Origin of the sequence: Larkinella sp. VNQ87, assembly GCF_049445795.1 — a bacterium.
GTDB lineage: Bacteria > Bacteroidota > Bacteroidia > Cytophagales > Spirosomataceae > Larkinella.
On the sequence record NZ_JBMSDT010000013.1, the window covers coordinates 208,400 to 226,417 of the forward strand.

The following is an 18,018-nucleotide window of genomic DNA, read 5'->3' on the forward strand; positions in this document are numbered from 1 at the left end:
TCTAATTGCTTGAGTTGAGGATATAGTTATAATCGGTATTTTGCCATTTTTGAACCTGCCATCCGGTATGAACCGGGATAACTCATGGAAGAAAACTGGCAAACACAAACGCTCGAAACGCTGGAGGAGCAACGGTGGGAAGAACCGGATTTTGCGGACAACCGCCAGCAGAAAATCCAGGCACTCCGACAAACGCCCCTTACTCAATTCAGCATTGAAGATATCCGGTTTCTGATTGAAAACCGGGTGTCGCTCCCGTACCTGATTCCACTGGCCCTGGAAAAGCTAAATAAAAACCCGTTCTGCGAGGGAGATTATTACCCCGGCGACCTTTTACAAAGTGTATTGAACGTCGACCTAAGTTTTTGGTTGACAAATCGGTCGCTTTGGCAGTATATTCACCAACTTATTATAAAGAATTCGTACGAGCTGGAAGACCGGGGTATCAATACCGAACAGTTTCTGGAGTTGTCTTAATCGTACCCACGGACCGCCGGGCGGCCCCGTTTAGTCCGTGTGAGCCAGCTCATCATTTAGTTGATACCAACTAATAGATCATGTAAGCTCACACGGACTAAACGGGGCCGCCCGGCGGTCCATGGGTACGTTACCATCCTAAATCTAGTAACCCTTTATGACCTCAAAATCAGTCAATCGACGCAACTTTCTCGGCCAGGCTGCGGCTGCTACGGCAGTCGGCGTAGCCATTCCTTATGTGAATTTCGGAGCACAACCCAAAGCCGACGAAACGGTAATCGGCCACGGTTCGCACCGCTACCGCGTCGTGCCGAACTGGGGCGTCTTGGATGCGGGCAAAAATCCGGTCAACGACTGCCATGAAATGGTCGAAGACGCCAAAGGCCGGTTGATTCTGCTCACCAACGAAACCAAAAATAACGTTATCATTTACGACAAATCCGGCAAGCTGCTCGAAACCTGGGGAACCACCTACCCCGGTGCCCACGGCCTGACGCTGGCCAACGAGGGCGGGGAGCAATTCCTGTTTATCTGCGATAACACCCGCCATCAGGTCATCAAAACCGACTTGAAAGGCAAGGAACTGCTCAAAATCGACTACCCGAAGGAAACCGGTAAATACGATTACCCAGTCCAGTTTACGCCCACCGAAACCGCCATCAACCCCGCCAACGGCGATATTTACGTGGCTGACGGGTACGGATTGAATTACATTACCCAGTATGACCGGACGGGCAAATACATCCGGCACTGGGGCGGCAAAGGTACCGAAAACGGCCAGTTCGACTGCTGCCATGGCATTGTGGTTGATACGCGCAACAAAAGCAATCCCACGCTGCTCATCACCGACCGGCGGCACAATTGCCTGAAGCGGTTTACGCTCGATGGCAAGTACCTGTCGACCATTGCCTTGCCCGGCTCCTACATTTGCCGCCCGGTTTTGCACGGCGACATGGTTTTCGGGGCGGTTTTCCGGAGTACATCCGATGCCTATCCCAATTCCGGATACATCCAGATTCTGGACAAAAATGATAAGGTCGTTTCGACGCCCGGCGGCACGGCACCTGTTTACAAAGACGGCAAGCTGGAAGAACAGCGGAAAGACATGAGCGCCACTGCCTTCATGCACCCGCATGATGTGCTGGTCGACAATGATGAGAACATTTACGTGCCGCAGTGGGCCTCTCAGAAGACCTATCCGGTGAAGTTGCAGCGCGTGAGTTGATACGTGTTGATATAATGTCCCTGCTGTGCCTGGAGCCCATCGCACAGTGGCGACATTGTACTAAAAAACTCGACAGTATCACGTTTAATTGGCGAAATTAGGCTTTCGTTAAAATGGAATCAGGTATGATCGACCAACGGATTGCGCCAATTCTCGAAGAATTGAAAACGAGCCTGAAAGCCTTATATGGAAACCGTCTGGCTCAAATTCTGCTCTACGGTTCTTACGCACGAGGAGATTTTCATGATGAATCGGATATTGATATTCTGGTGGTATTGCGGCAGAAAACCGTTGACACTTACGAAGAAATTCTACGAACGGCTGATCTGGTAACAGCACTTAATCTGAAGTATAGTTCCATTATTTCCTTGCTATACGTCACGGAAAACCGGTTCTTACGCTCTCAGATGCCTGTTTATCAGGAAATTAGGAACGAAGGTCTAACTGTATGATGCTGAGCGAAGAGGCCCGGAGGGCTTTGGATAAAGCGATTTTTACGCTGGAAGACCGAAGCAATCTTAGCAGGCGAGCACACACTGGCAGCCATTAATCGGACATATTATACAGTCTATTATGCCATTTGCGCCTTGCTATTCTCGAAAGGAGTTCATGCCAGAACCCATCAGGGCGCTCACTCAAAATTTAATGAATTGTTTGTAAAAAGTGGGCTGTTTACCATCGAAGAAGCTAAACTTGTCAGCGACTCTTTTGCTCTTCGGCAGACTGCCGATTACGATTTCGAAGCAACTATTTCTGATGCAACCGCTTACGACCTTGTTCGAAGAACACGCATTTTCCTCGACACAGTAATTGCGTATTTCCGGTTGTATGATTATTTCTAATCACATGATTCCATTAATTGTCTTATTGCAGGCCCCATCGGCGGCTCCTTCCGATTGGGTTTTGTTTTTCGGCCGCTTTCACCCGCTGATCGTTCACCTGCCGATCGGATTCCTGCTGATTGCCGGTTTGCTGGAACTCGACCGCGTGACCCGGCGGCAACGCGTCAGTTCGCACACGATTACGCTGATTCTGTTCTGGTCGGCTGTCAGCGCGACGATGGCCTGCATTTTTGGATACATGCTCTCGCTGGGCGGTGGTTACGAGGAGGAAACCCTGAACAACCACATGTGGCAGGGGATCGGGGTAGCGGTTTTTGCCTGGATTGCCTGGGCCGTCAAGCACGAGCGGATTGGTCCCCGCATCCGGTTTGGGCCGCTGTTCTATTTTCCGGCGCTGGGTTTATCGCTGCTGCTGCTGCTGGCCGCCGGGCACGAAGGTGGCTCACTCACGCACGGTTCCGACTTTCTGACCCAGTACACGCCGGAGCCATTCCGGTCGCTGGCCGGGATTCCACCCCGCGAGGAAGAAGTGGCTGGTTTTGAGCCTATTGCTGATGTCAATCAGGCAATGGTGTATCAGCAAATTGTGCATCCGATTCTGAAAACCCGCTGTGTGCAATGCCACAATCCGGAAAAATCGAAGGGTGATTTGCGACTCGATACCCCCGACATGATCCGGAAAGGCAGCGAAGACGGGCCGGTGGTACAGCCCGGAAAAGCCGACCAAAGCCGACTCGTGAAAGTTTGTTTGTTGCCCGAAGAAGACGACCACCACATGCCGCCGAAAGGCAAAACCCAACTGACCGAAAATCAGATTGCGTTGCTGTCGTGGTGGATCAATGAAGGCGCTCCGTTCGACAAAAAAGTGGCCGAACTGAAGGTGACCGATGCCATAAAACCGGCGCTGGCGTCGCTGGGTTCGGGCAGTGCGTCGGGTGGTCAGCAGGTGGCCAGCGGCCCGGCACCCGAATCGCCGGTGTTGACGATGAAGCTTCCGGCCGCCGACCCCAAAGCGATTGAGGAGTTGCGGAAAACCGGTTTGCTGGTATTACCGCTCTCGAAAGAACAGAATCAACTGGAGGTCAGCGCCGTCAATGCCCGGACGTTCAACGATGCGCAGGCTGCGGCTTTACCAAAATTGAACCAACAGATCGTTTGGCTAAAACTGGGCGATACCGAAGTGTCCGACGCGACACTGGCGCAGGTGGCGCAGTTGAAGAATCTGCAAAAATTACATCTGGAACAAACTAAGGTAACCGACAACGGCCTGAAAAACCTGAAGAACCTGCCGTATCTCGAGTACCTGAACCTGTACGGTACGGGGGTGACGGATGCCGGGTTGAAAGAACTCGCCGGTATGAAAAACCTGAAAACCGTCTACCTATGGCAAACAAAGGTGACCGACGAAGGCGTTGCCGAATTGAAGAAAGCTTTGCCCAATCTGGAAGTGAATATGGGTCTGGGCGAAGCCACTATTGCCCAATTTACCAAAGCGGATTCAGCAACTGAAAGAACAAAGTAACGGATTGCAAGATCAAAATTCTACACTTTTTAGTACGTAAACTGGTTTATTTTCCCAGTTTTTTGCTATATTTTTGTAGAATCTTTGCATTTTTTCTTTATACTCTTTTTTTCGTATGCGTATTTTGACCGACATACGACTTCCGGCCTGGACCGTGCGTACGGCGATGGGATTGCTTTCCGTAGCCGTCGGGAGTTCGTGCAGCACCAGCGTTGAAAAACCGGCCGAGCTGGTGGCGGTGGAAAGCAAGTTGCCTGAAAAAGTCGATTACAACCTGCACGTTAAGCCCATTCTGTCCGACCGTTGCTTTGCCTGCCACGGCCCGGACAAGGCCAAGCAACAGGCCGGATTGCGGCTTGATACGCCCGAAGGTGCCTACGAGGCCCTGGCCGAAAGCGGCAAAACCGCCATTGTACCCGGTAATTTAGCCAAAAGTGAAGCCTACCATCGGATTATTTCGGACGATCCGGAATACCGGATGCCCACGCCGGAATCGAATCTTGTTCTGACGACCGAAGAGAAAGCCTTGCTGGTTCGCTGGATTGAGCAAGGGGCTGAATATAAACCGCATTGGTCACTAATTGCGCCCCAGCTCGCCGAGGTGCCGAAGGTGAAAAATGAGAAGTGGGCCAAAAATGAGATCGACCATTTTGTTCTTAAAAAGCTGGAAGAAAAAGGGCTGACGCCCAATCCGGAAGCTGACAAAGCGACCCTGCTCCGCCGGGTTTCGCTGGATTTGACCGGTTTGCCGCCGACGGTGGCTGAAGTAGATGCTTTTTTGGCGGATCATTCGCCAAATGCCTACGAAAAAGTCGTCAACCGGTTGTTCAGCAGTCCGCACTATGGCGAACGCCAGGCGACCGAATGGCTGGATGCGGCCCGCTACGCCGATACACACGGTTATCAGGACGACGGTTTGCGGACGATGTGGCCCTACCGCAACTGGGTGATCACGGCGTACAACAAAAACCTGCGGTTTGATAAGTTTATTACGTGGCAGCTGGCGGGCGATATGCTTCCGCATCCGACCCAGAACATGCTGCTGGCCACCGCCTTCAACCGCAACCACCAGCAAAGCCAGGAAGGCGGTATTGTGGACGAAGAATACCGGGTCGAATACGTTGCCGACCGCGTGAACACCTTTGGGAAAGCGATGCTGGGCATGACGGTCGAGTGCGCCCGCTGCCACGATCACAAATACGACCCGATCAGTCAGAAGGATTATTATTCGTTGTTTGCCTTTTTCAACAACAACAACGAGCGCGGGCAAATCCCGTACAACGGCGAACCCGCCCCAACCATTACCCTCACCTCTTCGGCCACCGACGCGCAGCTGAAGTTTATTCGCGAACAACTGACGCCCTTGCAACAGCGCCTGAACCCCAATCGGCCGGAATACCAGCGCGGTTTTGGGCAGTGGCTGAGTCAGGCTGAACGCAGTCCACAATCGTCGATCAACGAGGGGTTGGTCGCTCACTACACTTTTGACGAAGCCGACCGGCTGGATTTCAAGGCCTACGAGCATTCGGAAGAAAAGAAAATCAAAGACGCCGAACGGAAGAAAGAGAACGAGTTAAAGAAAAAGGAAGAAGAGCGCCGGAAAAAACTCGGACTGCCGGAAGTGAAAAAACCGGCGGTGCCGAAATCCCGCGAAGAACTGGAAAAAGACCCCCGCAACGCGTTCTGGAACCAGGTGAACGATACGTTGCCAGCCCGGCTGGCCGGCGACCCGGAAAGTTTGCCGTATCAGATAAAAGGCCGGGTGGGCATGGCGCGCTACCTGATCGGTGACAGCAATATTGAACTGCCCCGCCCCGTCGGTTTTTTCGAGCAAAATAAACCGTTTACGGTCAGTGCGTGGTTTAATGTGGCCAAACCGGGTGTGGAAGGGATGCTGATGGGCAAATCGAATGGGCCATTCGACGGAAACCGGGGTTACGAAATCGAACTGTTGAAAGACGGCCGGTTTAAACTCACAATGAATCACGTCTGGCCCGACAACAGCCTGGATTTGGAAACCGTCGGCAAGATTCGTTACAAACAGTGGTTTCACCTGGCAATGACTTACGACGGCTCGGGCCGGGCGGCTGGAATTAAACTCTATCTGGACGGAAAACCGGCTCCGCTGCGCGTCGTGACCGACAAACTGCGGCACAGCATTGACCACGGCCAAAACGGCAGGAACTGGACGGGTTCGCCGTTCCTGATTGGTCGGATTCACGATCACTACATCAAGGATTACGCGATTGACGAACTACGGATTTACAACCGCCGTTTGACGCCCCTGGAAATTCCGAAGCTGGCGGGCCAACCCGATGCGTTGACAACGGCTTTGTACACCCCGGCTGCGAAACGCACGGCAACCCAACGCGCTGATTTGTACACCTATTACGTGATTACCCACGACTCGACCTACCGGAAAGCCTTTTCCGAATACCAGGAGTTCCGGGCGAAGGAATTGAATCTGTACAACAATTCCGATCAGGTGATGGTGATGAATGAGCGGAAATATCCCCGCAAAACCTTCCTGTTGAAGCGTGGGGCCTACGATGCGCCGGGCGAGGAAGTGAACCCAGCCACCCCCGCCCAACTGCTGCCATTTCCCGCAGAATACCCGAAAAACCGGCTTGGTTTGGCTCAATGGCTGCTGCATCCTGATAATTCACTGTTCAGTCGGGTGATGGTCAACCGGTTCTGGCAGCAGTATTTCGGGCAAGGTTTGGTGAAAAGCAGCGACGATTTCGGGAATCAGGGCAATCTGCCTTCGCACCCCGAATTGCTGGATTATCTGGCGGTTCGATTCCGGGATGGTGCGGGTTCGTCGGGCGTCTGGAATGCCAAAGCCTTGCAGAAACTGATTGTGATGTCAGCCACCTACCGCCAGTCGTCCGTGGCCGATCCGAAGAAAATCGAAGCAGATCTGGACAATTCATTGCTGTCGCGCGGACCCAGCTACCGGATGTCGGCCGAACAGGTGCGGGATATTGCGCTGGCATCCAGCGGGTTATTGTCAGAAAAAATCGGCGGGCCGAGTGTGCATCCGTACCAACCCGCCGGCATCTGGGAAGCCCTGGCCACCCGGAATGCGATTAATTACGTGCAGAACCACGGTGACAGCCTGTACCGCCGGAGTTTGTATACGGTTTGGAAACGGTCGTCGCCCCCGCCGATGATGCTCAACTTCGACGCGGCCGAACGCCATACCTGCATCGTGAAACGCCAGAAAACCAGCACGCCCTTGCAGGCCCTGGTGACGCTGAACGACCCGCAGTTTGTGGAAGCCGCCCGGGTGTTGGCGCAAAGGGCAAAGGGCCTGGGGCTTGGGGATGAACGGTTGATTGAGTATGTGTTCAAAGCGGTGACCAGCCGCCCGGTTCGTCCGGCAGAAACCGCCCTGATGAAGCAGTTGTATGCCGAAGAACTGGCTGATTTTAAGCAGAATCCGAAACGGGCCACGGAGTTGTTGAGTGTCGGTGAATACCCGATCGCCAAAGAAATCCCGGCTTCTGAACTGGCGGCCTGGACGGTGGTCACCAGCACGATTATGAACGTTGACGAAGCCATTATCAAACGATAAACCCCTCTGCTCAACTCTAATTTTCTCCGCTTAACTCCGCGAAATAGCTTTTTAAATTGTTTCGCGGAGTTGAGCGGAGGGAATCAGAGTCTAGCGGAGAAAAGGAGAAGGTCATGTACAATCTGGAAGACGAATTGCACGATCAGTTGAGCCGCCGGAATTTTCTGGGGAAAACCAGTGCCGGTTTGGGCGCGATGGCGCTGGCTTCGCTGCTCAACCCGACCAAAACACTGGCCGGTTCGGAAGAAAACCGGGCACCCGGAAAACCGCATTTTTCGCCGAAAGTAAAGCGGATCATTTACCTGTTTCAGAGCGGGGCACCCTCGCAATTGGATTTGTTTGATTACAAACCCCGGCTGGAAACGATGTGGGGGCAGGATTTGCCCGAATCCGTGCGGAAAGGGCAACGGCTGACGGGCATGACCGCCGGGCAAAGCCGGTTTCCACTGGCGGCTTCCAAATTCAAGTTTGCTAAACACGGCAATAGCCAGATGTGGGTCAGTGAGTTGCTGCCCTACACCTCGCGCATCACGGACGATTTGTGTTTTATCCGGTCGATGCACACCGAAGCCATCAACCACGATCCGGCGGTAACCTTCTTTCAGACCGGTTCACAGCAGGCCGGCCGTCCGTCGTTTGGGTCCTGGGCCAGCTACGGGTTGGGGTCGGATAACCAGAATTTACCGGCTTTTGTCGTGCTGCTTTCGAAAGGTCGCGATGGCGATCAGCCGCTGTATGCCAAGTTGTGGAGCAACGGTTTTTTGCCGTCGGTGCACCAGGGCGTCGTTTTTCGCTCCGGCCCCGACCCGGTTTATTACCTCAACAACCCGCCGGGTATCGACAAAACCAGCCGTCGGCGGATGCTCGATTACCTCGGCAAACTGCACCAGGAGCAATACAAACAGGTGCTTGATCCGGAAATCAACAACCGGATGGCGCAGTACGAAATGGCCTACCGGATGCAGACCTCCGTGCCCGAAACGCTCGATATTTCGAAAGAACCGGATTATATTTTCGACCTATACGGCCCCGATTCGCGCAAACCGGGCACTTTTGCCGCCAATTGCCTGCTGGCCCGGAAACTGATTGAAAAAGACGTCAAGTTTGTGCAATTGTACCACCAAGGCTGGGATCAGCACGGCAATTTGCCCAACGACATCAAAATTCAGACGAAGAGCGTCGATCAGCCGTCGGCGGCTTTGATCATGGATTTAAAGCAACGCGGTTTGCTCGACGACACGTTGGTGATCTGGGGCGGGGAATTTGGCCGAACCAATTATTCACAGGGCAAACTATCGAAAGAGAATTACGGTCGCGATCACCACCCCCGTTGCTTTACGGTTTGGATGGCGGGAGCGGGCGTCAAAAAGGGGATGATTTACGGCGAAACTGACGAGTTTGGGTACAATATTGCCAAAGATCCGGTTCACGTTCACGATTTCCAGGCCACAATTCTGCACCTGATGGGCGTCGACCACGAGAAGCTCGTTTTCAAACACCAGGGACGCCGATACCGGCTGACGGATGTGCACGGAAAGGTCGTGAAGTCGGTTTTGGCGTGAAAAGCATGAAGGAACCTGAAGCGAAATAGGTTGTAATAGCCCACGGTTTCAACCGTGGGCACCGCGAAAAACGGCATTTACCCCAACCGTTTTAACGGTTTTGAAAACCTGAAACCGTTAAAACGGTTAGCCACTTTCCTGTTTTGTGCACGAGCCCACGATTAAAATCATGGGCTATTATTTTGAATTTCCCAATACAAACTCTGGCCAGATGCCGAATTATCCTTCCTATCTTTGCGCCAAATCAACCTAATTTATCGGAATGGCGGCTTTAGACGTTGTGAAAAAATACTACGATTGTTTCAATCAGAAAGACTGGAACGGGATGCTGGCGCTGGTTCACCCCGACATCCGGCACGAACCCAACCAGGGCGAAGCACGTATCGGCATCGAAAAATTTACCGAGTTTGTTCATCACATGGATGAGTCGTACGACGAGACGCTGACGGAGATGGTTTTCTTCACAGAGCCGTCCGACCAACGCGTTGCAGCGGAGTTTGTGGTAAACGGGTTGTACAAGAAAGCAGAAGACGGTTTGCCCGCAGCCCACTACCAAACGTACGTGGTACCGGCAGCCGCTTTTCTGGAAGTGAACAATGGCAAAATCAGCCGCGTAACCACTTATTATAACCTGCCGCTCTGGATCAAAGCCGTTTCGTAAGCCATGCGATCTTTGTCGTTCAGTACGAAGCGCGGGGCGGAGATCGAGTCGGTTTTTGACGAACTGGCGGCTTTGCGCATTGGGGTTTTTCGCGACTTTCCGTATCTCTACGAAGGCACCATCGCGTACGAAAAGGAATACCTGAAAACCTACACGCAATCGGAACATTCTTTTTTATTCGCGGTGTACGACGGCCCCAGGATGGTCGGCGCTACGACCTGCATTCCGCTACGTGACGAAACCGTCGACATTCGGACACCTTTCGAACGGTCTGATTTTGAGATTGATACCATTTTCTACTTCGGCGAAAGTATCCTGCTTCCGGAGTTTCGCGGGCACGGTTTTGGGCACCGGTTTTTTGATGAGCGGGAAGCCCATGCCCGGCGCTTTGGTACGTACAAAACCGCCTGTTTCTGTTCGGTAGAACGGGAGGAGGACCACCCCGCTAAACCGCTCGACTACCGCCCGAATGATGCGTTCTGGACTCGCCGGGGTTACGCCAAAATGCCGTCCATGCGAAGTACCATGAGTTGGCCCGACCAGGGCGAAACCGTCTCGACACCCAAACCAATGGTGTACTGGCTAAGGGCGCTTTAACCTTTTCGGACAAAAATCTTTCCGGGCTCTTGGCAACAATTTCCGGCTTCGGTGCTTTTTATAGGTGGACTCCTCGCTAAAAAACCATGAACTGGACAGATTTTTGGGATAGCCTCGGCCAATTCGGAACAGAGATTGACCGCTGGCTGCGGCATAATCGAAAGCTCTCCGGCTGGCTGATGCTGGCCGTATCCGTCGGAGCCGGGCTGTTGGTCAATCTCATTGTGACGCAGGTGGTGCGGCTGATTTTACGCCGACGGTACAGTGAAGTGCTGGGTTTGCTGCGGCACTACATTCGCAATGCGTTCTACCTGTTTATTCCGGCTCTATTTTTCCTGGTGATTACCAACATCCAGGAGCGGGCGTTTCGGCGGTTTCCGTACGCATCGAAAGCGGCTGAAGTTATTTTTGTCATTGCCACTACCTGGTTGGTGGTTCAGTTGCTAAAAGTGGGCGAACGGCTCATTATTCGGCAGTACGACACGGCTAGCGACGTGAATCTGCACCTGCGGAAATTTGTTACGCAAATCCGGTTTGTTCGGCAATTTGTTTCTATTCTAGTCATTGTCATCGGTTTTTCGATCCTGTTGTTGTCGTTCAACGGCGGGCGGAAGATTGGTCTGAGCTTCCTGACTTCGGCGGGGATTGCGTCGGTGGTCATCGGTTTTGCGGCCCAGCGGACCATTGCCAACCTGCTGGCCGGGATTCAGATTGCTTTCACCCAACAAATCCGGGTCGATGATGCTGTGGTGGTCGAAAACGAATGGGGGCGGATTGAGGAGATCAACCTGACGAACGTCGTCGTCCGCGTCTGGGACCGTCGGCGGCTGATTTTGCCGATTACCTATTTTATCGAAAAACCGTTCCAGAACTGGACCCGCTCGCAGGCTTCGGTATTAGGCACGGTTTTGCTCTACCTTGATTACTTGGTGCCGGTGGAGCGCGTCCGGGAAAAAGCACAGGAACTGGTGGAGAATAACCCGCTGTGGGACAAGGAGGTATGCGCCGTCCAGGTAACCGACATTCAACCTACCTGCGTGGTGGTCCGCATCCTGACCTCGGCCCGCAACTCCGGCGAAAGCTTCGATCTGCGGTGTTTTATCCGCGAAAACATCATTGCGTTCATTCGGGAGGAATACCCCGAGAGCCTGCCGAAAACGCGGTTTCAACAGGTAGAAGAAGCCCGTACCCACGGACTTTAGTCCGTGAGAGTTAGTACCAACTTCTGGATTTGGAATCACTCTCACGGACTAAAGTCCGTGGGTACGGAACGACGAAGGGCACCATTGGTGCCCTTCGAAATTAAGAAACAAGGATCGGCTAAACCGCTACGGTTTTGCCCGGCACGGCGACCGGATAGAAACCGTCGGCGTTGGGCAATAGCTTGGGTTTGGCATCCCAGGCCAGTTTTTCCGGGAACAGGTCGATGTTCGAGTTCAGGGCCTCATCCCATTTCACCACTTTGCCTGAATAGGTCGCCATACGGCCCATGATGGCCGTCAGCGTGCTTTTCGCGCCATTTTCGGCATCCCAGAACTTGTATTCGTTCTTAGCAATGGCCGCAAACAGTTCGTCGTGTTCGATCTGGTACGGATCGCCGTCGCCCTTGCCGTTATGCGTGTAAATGGAATTGCCCTTGTGGTCTTTCAGGATGCTTTGCCGCCCGAAGGAATCGACCCGGCCTTTCGTACCAACAAACGCTTCGTCCACTTTGCTGTAGGTGCCTTCGTAGTGGCGGCACTGGCTGTTGATCAGCGTGCCATCTTCGTAGACGTAATCCACGATGTGGTGGTCAAAGATTTCGCCGTACTCCTTACCCGTCCGCACCTGACGACCGCCGGTTCCCTGGGCCGAGACCGGATAGCCTTTTTTCACCCAGTTGGCCACGTCGATGTTGTGAATGTGCTGTTCGTTGATGTGATCCCCGCAGAGCCAGTTGAAGTAATACCAGTTCCGCATCTGGTGTTCCATTTCGGTCTGGTTCGGCTTACGCGGATTTACCCAAACGCCCCCACTTACCCAATAGACCGAACCGCCGATGATGTCGCCCAGCGCGCCATCGTGGATTCGTTTGATCATTTCGCGGTAGTTCGGCTGGTAATGGCGTTGCAATCCAACGACCACGTTCAGTTTTTTCTTCTTGGCTTCTTCGGCAGCGGCCAGCACCCGGCGAACACCCGGTGCATCGGTAGCCACCGGTTTTTCCATGAAGACGTGCTTGTTTTGCTTGACGGCTTCTTCAAACATCATCGGCCGGAAACCCGGAGGAGTGGCCAGAATCACGACATCCGCCAACGGAATGGCTTTTTGATAGGCATCGAAACCGACAAACTTGCGTTCTTCCGGAACATCGACCCGCTTCGCCAGTTCCGGATTTTGATTTAAGGTTTTATACGCGTCGTCCAACCGATCACGGAACGCATCGGCAATCGCCACAATTTTAACATTCTGCTTGCTTTTCAGGGCCTGAAGCGCAGCGCCTTTTCCCCGACCACCGCAGCCAATAAGCGCCACTTTGATGGTATCATCGGCCGAATTATGAAAGCCATAGGAAGACGCAAAAGAAGGTAGGGTCGTTAACAGGGCACCGCCTGTCAAGAGGCCGGATTGTTTCAGAAACTCCCGGCGGCCGGCGTCCCGGCGGTTGGATTCGTTTGACATAGGAAAAAGGTTTAAAAATAAGGTATATAACGTCCAATGGCAAATACTCTAAAATAGGTCTACCTCAATACTCCTCAATCAACGGCGGGTTGTAATACGCCTTGATTTCTTCGTCCGACGGCTTTTTAGCGGGCCGCACCACCCGGAATCCGACAAACGACGCGCTGGTCAGCCACCACTCGCTTTTGGGAGCCTGCGGGTCGAGCATTTTCCAGGCCGGAGCCGAGGGTGTTCGGGCGGCTGAGCGCAACACGGCCGCATCGTCATCCCACGAACCGCCCCGCACCGCGTTTGGGTAAAGCTGCGTCACTTTCGCGTACGGTTCTTTTACTTCACCTTTCGCTTTCCGGGCGTAATAATCCGGGTAATACTGATCCAGCGTCCATTCCATCACGTTGCCGTGCATGTCGTGCAGGCCCCACGGATTCGGTTTTTTCTTGCCAACCTGTTTGTACGAGCCGTCGCTGTTGCCGTTAAACCAGGCATATTCGCCCAACTGCTTCACATCCGCTCCGAACGAATACGGCGTCGTCGTTCCGGCCCGGCAGGCATATTCCCACTCGGCTTCGGTGGGCAGTCGGTAGAAAATACCGGTTTTGGCGTACAGCCACGCACAAAAATGAATGGCCGAGTACTGCGTCATGTTGATGGCCGGATACCCCTCCCGACCCATCCCGAACGACATATCCACGTACGGCGGACTCGGCCGGGTGGCGGCATCGGTTTTCGCCAGATCAAAACCGGGCGTCCGGTTGGCCATTTCCTTTTCCATATTCTTGAAAGCAAACAAATCGAACAGATCCCAGGTCACTTCCAGTTTACCCATCCAGAAGGGTTCGATGGTTACTTTGTGTTGTGGCCCCTCATCGGGTTTGCGTCCCTTTTCGTTGGCCGGGCTTCCCATCATGAACGTTCCGCCCGGAATCGCTACCATATCATACACCAGCGTGCTGCCGGGAATCGGTTGAGTATAGGATTTTTTTACATCGTCGGTCACCTGCGCCAGACTCTTTACCGAAATAAAACACGCCAGACCAAACAGGGCAATGGATTTTCGCATGAATGGGGTTAATGGATTAAGCTTTAAACTAAACAAAGGGAAACCGGTCGGAAATTTACCACATTTCGTTCGAAAATTTAGCATCGGCAAAACAGAACCGGCGGTTTTCGGGCCTAACCTGCGCCAACGGTCTCGGCGATCCGGCTCCGGCTGTGTATCTTTGCTGTATAATGAATTATTTATCCGCAGAAAACTTATCCAAATCCTTCGGCGACAAGTGGTTGTTCCGGAACATCACGTTCGGCATGAGCCGGGGAGATAAAGTCGCCATCGTCGGGGCCAACGGCACCGGCAAATCCACGCTATTATCCATTCTGTCGGGGCAAATGCCGCCCGACGAAGGGCTTGTCAGCATCCGCAAAGACATTTCGGTGGGCTTTCTGGACCAGCAACCCCAACTTGATGATCGGCTAACGGTGATGGAGATCGTTTTAACGGGCGACAATCCGGCGCTGACGGCCATCCGGCAGTATGAAAAAGCCTTGTTGGCTGACAACCCGGCCGCGCTCGACCGCGCGATGCAGCAGATGGACACGCTGCAAGCCTGGGATTACGAAACGCAGATGAAGCAGATTCTGGGCCAATTGGGCATTCACGACGTGACGCAGCCGGTTTCGACGCTCTCGGGAGGGCAGCGCAAACGGGTCGCGATGGCGCAGGTGCTGATCGAAAACCCGGATTTGCTGATCATGGACGAACCGACCAACCACCTCGATCTGGAAACCATCGAGTGGCTGGAAAACTTTCTGTCGACCAACAACAGCACCCTGCTGCTCGTCTCGCACGACCGGTATTTTCTCGACCGGGTCTGCAATCAGATTGTCGAACTCGACCAGCAGTCGCTGTTCAGCTACAAAGGCAATTACGCGTATTTTCTGGAAAAGAAAGCCGAACGCCAGGCTGTGATGGCTGCCGAAGTTGACAAGGCGAAAAACCTTTTCCGGCGCGAGCTCGACTGGATGCGTCGGCAGCCGAAAGCACGCGGCACCAAAGCCCAATACCGCGTCGATGCCTTCGAGGATGTGAAGGAAAAAGCCCACCAGCGGCTCGGCAACGACCAACTGGAGCTGAACATCCGCACGCAGCGGCTCGGCAGCAAGATCATCGAACTCGAAAACGTCAGCAAGCGATTCGGGGAGAAGGTGCTGCTCGATCATTTTACGTATACCTTCCGGCGTAACGACCGCATCGGTGTCATCGGCAAGAACGGCATGGGCAAAACCACCCTGCTGAACATGATTACCGGCGAACTACGCCCCGATTCGGGCAAGATCATCACGGGCGGAACCGTCAAGATCGGCTATTATACCCAATCGGATCTGGTGATTCCCGACGACCAGCGGGTGATCGACGTGGTGCAGGAAGTAGCCGAGGTGATCAAACTCGGAACCGGCGAAACTGTCACGATCTCGCAGTTTATGCAGCATTTTCTGTTCGACCGGGCCAAGCAGTACGATTACGTGCACAAGCTGTCGGGGGGCGAAAAACGGCGGTTGCAACTGCTGCTCGTGCTGGTGCAGAACCCCAACTTCCTGATTCTGGATGAGCCGACGAACGATCTGGACATCACGACCCTGAACGTGCTGGAAGAATTTCTGCTCAATTTTCCGGGTTGCATACTGCTCGTCTCCCACGACCGTTATTTCATGGACCGGCTGGTCGACCATACGTTCGTCTTTGAGGGCAACGGCAGGGTCCGCGACTTTCCGGGCAATTATACCGACTACCGAGAGCGCAAAGCCTCCGAACCCGCCGACCGCAAACCGGCCGAAAAGATAAAAACCGCCCCAGCCGCTCCGGAACCAAAACCGGCGACTCCGGCGGAGGGCAAGCGCAAACTTTCGTTCAGGGAACAGCGCGAATATGAAGCCCTGGAAAAAGAAATTGAGGAACTTGAACAACGGAAAAGCGGTTTATTGGAGCAGTTGAACAGCGGAACCGGCAGCCACGAAGACCTGACGCGCTGGGCTCGCGAAATTGAACAACTCGATCAACAGATTTCCGAAAAATCCGACCGCTGGCTGGAGCTGGCAGAACTTTTATAATTGTGAATGAGCGAATGAGTGATTGAGTGAATAACTCCGCCAGTTCTTTGCTTCCAGCGAAGCTATTCACTCAATCACTCATTCGCTCACCGCGCGGGCGGCCCCGTCACTCATTGAATCATGAACCAAATCGTCGACTTTTTCCAATACCTTCTCAACTCGGAAGAGATCATCCAGACGGGCGGTTTGGTACTGATTACGCTCATTATCTACATTGAAAACGGGATCTTTTTCGGGTTTTTCCTGCCCGGCGATTATCTGCTTTTTCTTTCGGGCGTGTTTGCCGGAACTCGGACGCTCGACGTTCCGCTGCCGCTGCTGCTGGTGTGCATTTTCGGAGCCGCCGTGCTGGGCTCGCTGACGGGCTATCTGACGGGCCGGTATTTTGGCGACCGGCTGCAAAATCGCCCGGATTCGCTGTTTTTCAAGAAAAAACACATCGAAACTACCCGCGAATACTTTCTGAAATATGGTAGCCGGACGCTGATTGTGGCCCGGTTTTTGCCGGTGGTTCGCACGTTTGCCCCGATTCTGTCCGGGCTGATCCGGATGAATTTCCGGTATTTTATGCTTTACAACGTGATTGGGGGAGCTGTTTGGGTGCTATCGCTGGTCGGGGGCGGTTTTTATTTCGGTGAGAAATTCCCCTGGATCGTCGATTACGTTCACTACATCATCATCTTCTTCCTGGCCGTTACGACCTTTACCGTGATTCGGGGGTATCTGAACGCCCGCAAAGACATGAAGCAGGAAAAAGAAACCGTCGGCGAGTAACCTGGCCGGTTTTTTGCCCGAATCGAGTATAGGTGTCCAGCTACCGAAGGTGTGGTTCTGGCTTATTATTCCCTCTCTTTCCCAACTTAGGCCCCGGTTTTTTGGTTTAGTAGTGACTTGAGTCATCAATAAGCTACTCAGCATGAAAAACATAGACGTTATTGCCACGGGTTTGCGGTTTCCGGAAGGACCGGCGTTTACGTCCGACGGCACGCTCTGGTGCGTCGAGCAGGAAGGGGCGAGTTTGTTCTGGCTAAAACCGGATGGCAGCAGTGGCCGCGTTCCGACGGGCATCAACAGCCGACCGAACGGTCTATACATCGACGACCTCGACCGGCTCTGGTTCTGCGACTCCGGCCAGCACGCCATCCGCTGCATCAACCACCCGGAGCAGGAACCCGAAACCATCGTCGACCAGATCGGCGACGAACCCCTCAACTGGCCTAACGATCTGATCATCGATTCGGAAGGCAATCTGCTCTTTACCTGCCCTGGTTCACCCGACGAAGACGAACCGGGCTATGTGGGGGTTTGCTCGGCCGTGGGCGAGGTCCGGAAAATCTCCGAAAAACTGTTTTATCCGAACGGAATCGCCTTCTTACCCAACGGCCGTACCTTGCTCGTGGCCGAAACACACCGCAAGCGTATCTGGGCCGGGCGCTGGGATGGCACCGGACTAAACTGGATTAGTCCGGCAGTTTGGGCCGAAACCGGGTCGGGCGGTTTTGGGCCGGATGGACTCACGCTCGGCCCCGACAACCGGCTGTACGCGGCCATTTATGGCGGTAGCTGTGTGCAGGTTTACAACCCCAACGGACAACAAGTCGACACCATCAAACTGCCGGGCGAAAACCCGACCAACTGCGCCTTTGACCCGACTGGACGGCGCGGGCTGGTCGTCACTGAAACCCAAAAGGGGCAACTGCTCTCCCTGACCGACTGAGTTGGATCTGGGACAAAATAACGAATAGCGAATGTTGAATAATGAATAATGAAGTGGCTTTGCTCCTTTCGC

The 18,018-nt window shown here is 53.6% G+C and carries 15 protein-coding genes; 13 read left to right on the forward strand and 2 right to left on the reverse strand.

Annotated features, from left to right (window positions below; all coding sequences use genetic code 11):
- The first annotated feature begins 84 nt into the window (after positions 1–84).
- The 10 genes from ACO2Q8_RS22345 (at position 85) to ACO2Q8_RS22390 (ending at position 11,665) form a co-directional block, all read left to right on the forward strand.
- Positions 85–477, forward strand: a complete 393-nt coding sequence (locus ACO2Q8_RS22345; RefSeq protein ID WP_423347084.1) for a contact-dependent growth inhibition system immunity protein — start codon at positions 85–87, stop codon at positions 475–477.
- Between the two features lie 157 nt (positions 478–634).
- Positions 635–1,702 carry a twin-arginine translocation signal domain-containing protein gene (locus ACO2Q8_RS22350; protein ID WP_423347085.1) on the forward strand — a complete coding sequence of 356 codons (1,068 nt, stop codon included), beginning with the start codon at positions 635–637 and terminating at the stop codon, positions 1,700–1,702.
- Between the two features lie 125 nt (positions 1,703–1,827).
- Positions 1,828–2,154, forward strand: a complete 327-nt coding sequence (locus ACO2Q8_RS22355) for a nucleotidyltransferase domain-containing protein (RefSeq protein WP_423347086.1) — start codon at positions 1,828–1,830, stop codon at positions 2,152–2,154.
- A 63-nt stretch (positions 2,155–2,217) separates the two neighbouring features.
- Entirely contained in the window at positions 2,218–2,544 is a 327-nt protein-coding gene (locus tag ACO2Q8_RS22360) for a HEPN domain-containing protein (protein ID WP_423347125.1), read from the forward strand.
- A gap of 4 nt (positions 2,545–2,548) precedes the next feature.
- Positions 2,549–4,066 (forward strand): c-type cytochrome domain-containing protein, encoded by a 1,518-nt coding sequence (locus tag ACO2Q8_RS22365; protein WP_423347087.1) that lies wholly within the window; start codon positions 2,549–2,551, stop codon positions 4,064–4,066.
- Positions 4,067–4,181: 115 nt separating this feature from the next.
- A complete protein-coding gene (locus tag ACO2Q8_RS22370; protein ID WP_423347088.1) occupies positions 4,182–7,643 on the forward strand; it encodes a DUF1553 domain-containing protein in 3,462 nt (1,153 codons plus the stop codon).
- Between the two features lie 113 nt (positions 7,644–7,756).
- Positions 7,757–9,205, forward strand: coding sequence for a DUF1501 domain-containing protein (locus ACO2Q8_RS22375; RefSeq protein WP_423347089.1), 1,449 nt, complete (start codon positions 7,757–7,759; stop codon positions 9,203–9,205).
- Between the two features lie 262 nt (positions 9,206–9,467).
- A complete protein-coding gene (locus ACO2Q8_RS22380) occupies positions 9,468–9,866 on the forward strand; it encodes a nuclear transport factor 2 family protein (protein ID WP_423347090.1) in 399 nt (132 codons plus the stop codon).
- A gap of 3 nt (positions 9,867–9,869) precedes the next feature.
- Positions 9,870–10,463, forward strand: a complete 594-nt coding sequence (locus tag ACO2Q8_RS22385) for a GNAT family N-acetyltransferase (protein ID WP_423347091.1) — start codon at positions 9,870–9,872, stop codon at positions 10,461–10,463.
- An 86-nt stretch (positions 10,464–10,549) separates the two neighbouring features.
- Entirely contained in the window at positions 10,550–11,665 is a 1,116-nt protein-coding gene (locus tag ACO2Q8_RS22390) for a mechanosensitive ion channel family protein (RefSeq protein ID WP_423347092.1), read from the forward strand.
- Positions 11,666–11,783: 118 nt separating this feature from the next.
- Here the strand turns inward: ACO2Q8_RS22390 and ACO2Q8_RS22395 are convergent, their stop codons facing one another.
- Complete coding sequence (locus tag ACO2Q8_RS22395; protein WP_423347093.1) at positions 11,784–13,124, reverse strand: Gfo/Idh/MocA family protein; 1,341 nt, start codon at positions 13,122–13,124, stop codon at positions 11,784–11,786.
- Between the two features lie 64 nt (positions 13,125–13,188).
- Positions 13,189–14,184, reverse strand: a complete 996-nt coding sequence (locus ACO2Q8_RS22400) for a formylglycine-generating enzyme family protein (RefSeq protein WP_423347094.1) — start codon at positions 14,182–14,184, stop codon at positions 13,189–13,191.
- 170 nt (positions 14,185–14,354) lie between these two features.
- Here ACO2Q8_RS22400 and ACO2Q8_RS22405 point away from each other — a divergent pair, with 170 nt between their 5' ends.
- The 3 genes from ACO2Q8_RS22405 to ACO2Q8_RS22415 all read left to right on the forward strand — a co-directional run bounded on the left by ACO2Q8_RS22405 (position 14,355) and on the right by ACO2Q8_RS22415 (position 17,946).
- Positions 14,355–16,229, forward strand: a complete 1,875-nt coding sequence (locus tag ACO2Q8_RS22405) for an ABC-F family ATP-binding cassette domain-containing protein (protein ID WP_423347095.1) — start codon at positions 14,355–14,357, stop codon at positions 16,227–16,229.
- Positions 16,230–16,349: 120 nt separating this feature from the next.
- Positions 16,350–17,003 carry a DedA family protein gene (locus tag ACO2Q8_RS22410; protein WP_423347096.1) on the forward strand — a complete coding sequence of 218 codons (654 nt, stop codon included), beginning with the start codon at positions 16,350–16,352 and terminating at the stop codon, positions 17,001–17,003.
- A 142-nt stretch (positions 17,004–17,145) separates the two neighbouring features.
- Positions 17,146–17,946: an SMP-30/gluconolactonase/LRE family protein gene (locus ACO2Q8_RS22415; protein ID WP_423347097.1), complete on the forward strand. Its 801-nt coding sequence runs from the start codon at positions 17,146–17,148 to the stop codon at positions 17,944–17,946.
- The last annotated feature ends 72 nt before the right edge of the window (positions 17,947–18,018 follow it).

Excerpts from the sequence above, each read along its gene's own strand:
- ACO2Q8_RS22345 (WP_423347084.1), top strand. The coding sequence starts at position 85 with ATGGAAGAAAACTGGCAAACACAAACGCTCGAAACGCTGGAGGAGCAA.
- ACO2Q8_RS22350 (WP_423347085.1), top strand. The coding sequence starts at position 635 with ATGACCTCAAAATCAGTCAATCGACGCAACTTTCTCGGCCAGGCTGCG.
- ACO2Q8_RS22355 (WP_423347086.1), top strand. The coding sequence starts at position 1,828 with ATGATCGACCAACGGATTGCGCCAATTCTCGAAGAATTGAAAACGAGC.
- ACO2Q8_RS22365 (WP_423347087.1), top strand. The coding sequence starts at position 2,549 with ATGATTCCATTAATTGTCTTATTGCAGGCCCCATCGGCGGCTCCTTCC.
- ACO2Q8_RS22370 (WP_423347088.1), top strand. The coding sequence starts at position 4,182 with ATGCGTATTTTGACCGACATACGACTTCCGGCCTGGACCGTGCGTACG.
- ACO2Q8_RS22375 (WP_423347089.1), top strand. The coding sequence starts at position 7,757 with ATGTACAATCTGGAAGACGAATTGCACGATCAGTTGAGCCGCCGGAAT.
- ACO2Q8_RS22380 (WP_423347090.1), top strand. The coding sequence starts at position 9,468 with ATGGCGGCTTTAGACGTTGTGAAAAAATACTACGATTGTTTCAATCAG.
- ACO2Q8_RS22385 (WP_423347091.1), top strand. The coding sequence starts at position 9,870 with ATGCGATCTTTGTCGTTCAGTACGAAGCGCGGGGCGGAGATCGAGTCG.
- ACO2Q8_RS22390 (WP_423347092.1), top strand. The coding sequence starts at position 10,550 with ATGAACTGGACAGATTTTTGGGATAGCCTCGGCCAATTCGGAACAGAG.
- ACO2Q8_RS22395 (WP_423347093.1), bottom strand. The coding sequence starts at position 13,124 with ATGTCAAACGAATCCAACCGCCGGGACGCCGGCCGCCGGGAGTTTCTG.
- ACO2Q8_RS22400 (WP_423347094.1), bottom strand. The coding sequence starts at position 14,184 with ATGCGAAAATCCATTGCCCTGTTTGGTCTGGCGTGTTTTATTTCGGTA.
- ACO2Q8_RS22405 (WP_423347095.1), top strand. The coding sequence starts at position 14,355 with ATGAATTATTTATCCGCAGAAAACTTATCCAAATCCTTCGGCGACAAG.
- ACO2Q8_RS22410 (WP_423347096.1), top strand. The coding sequence starts at position 16,350 with ATGAACCAAATCGTCGACTTTTTCCAATACCTTCTCAACTCGGAAGAG.
- ACO2Q8_RS22415 (WP_423347097.1), top strand. The coding sequence starts at position 17,146 with ATGAAAAACATAGACGTTATTGCCACGGGTTTGCGGTTTCCGGAAGGA.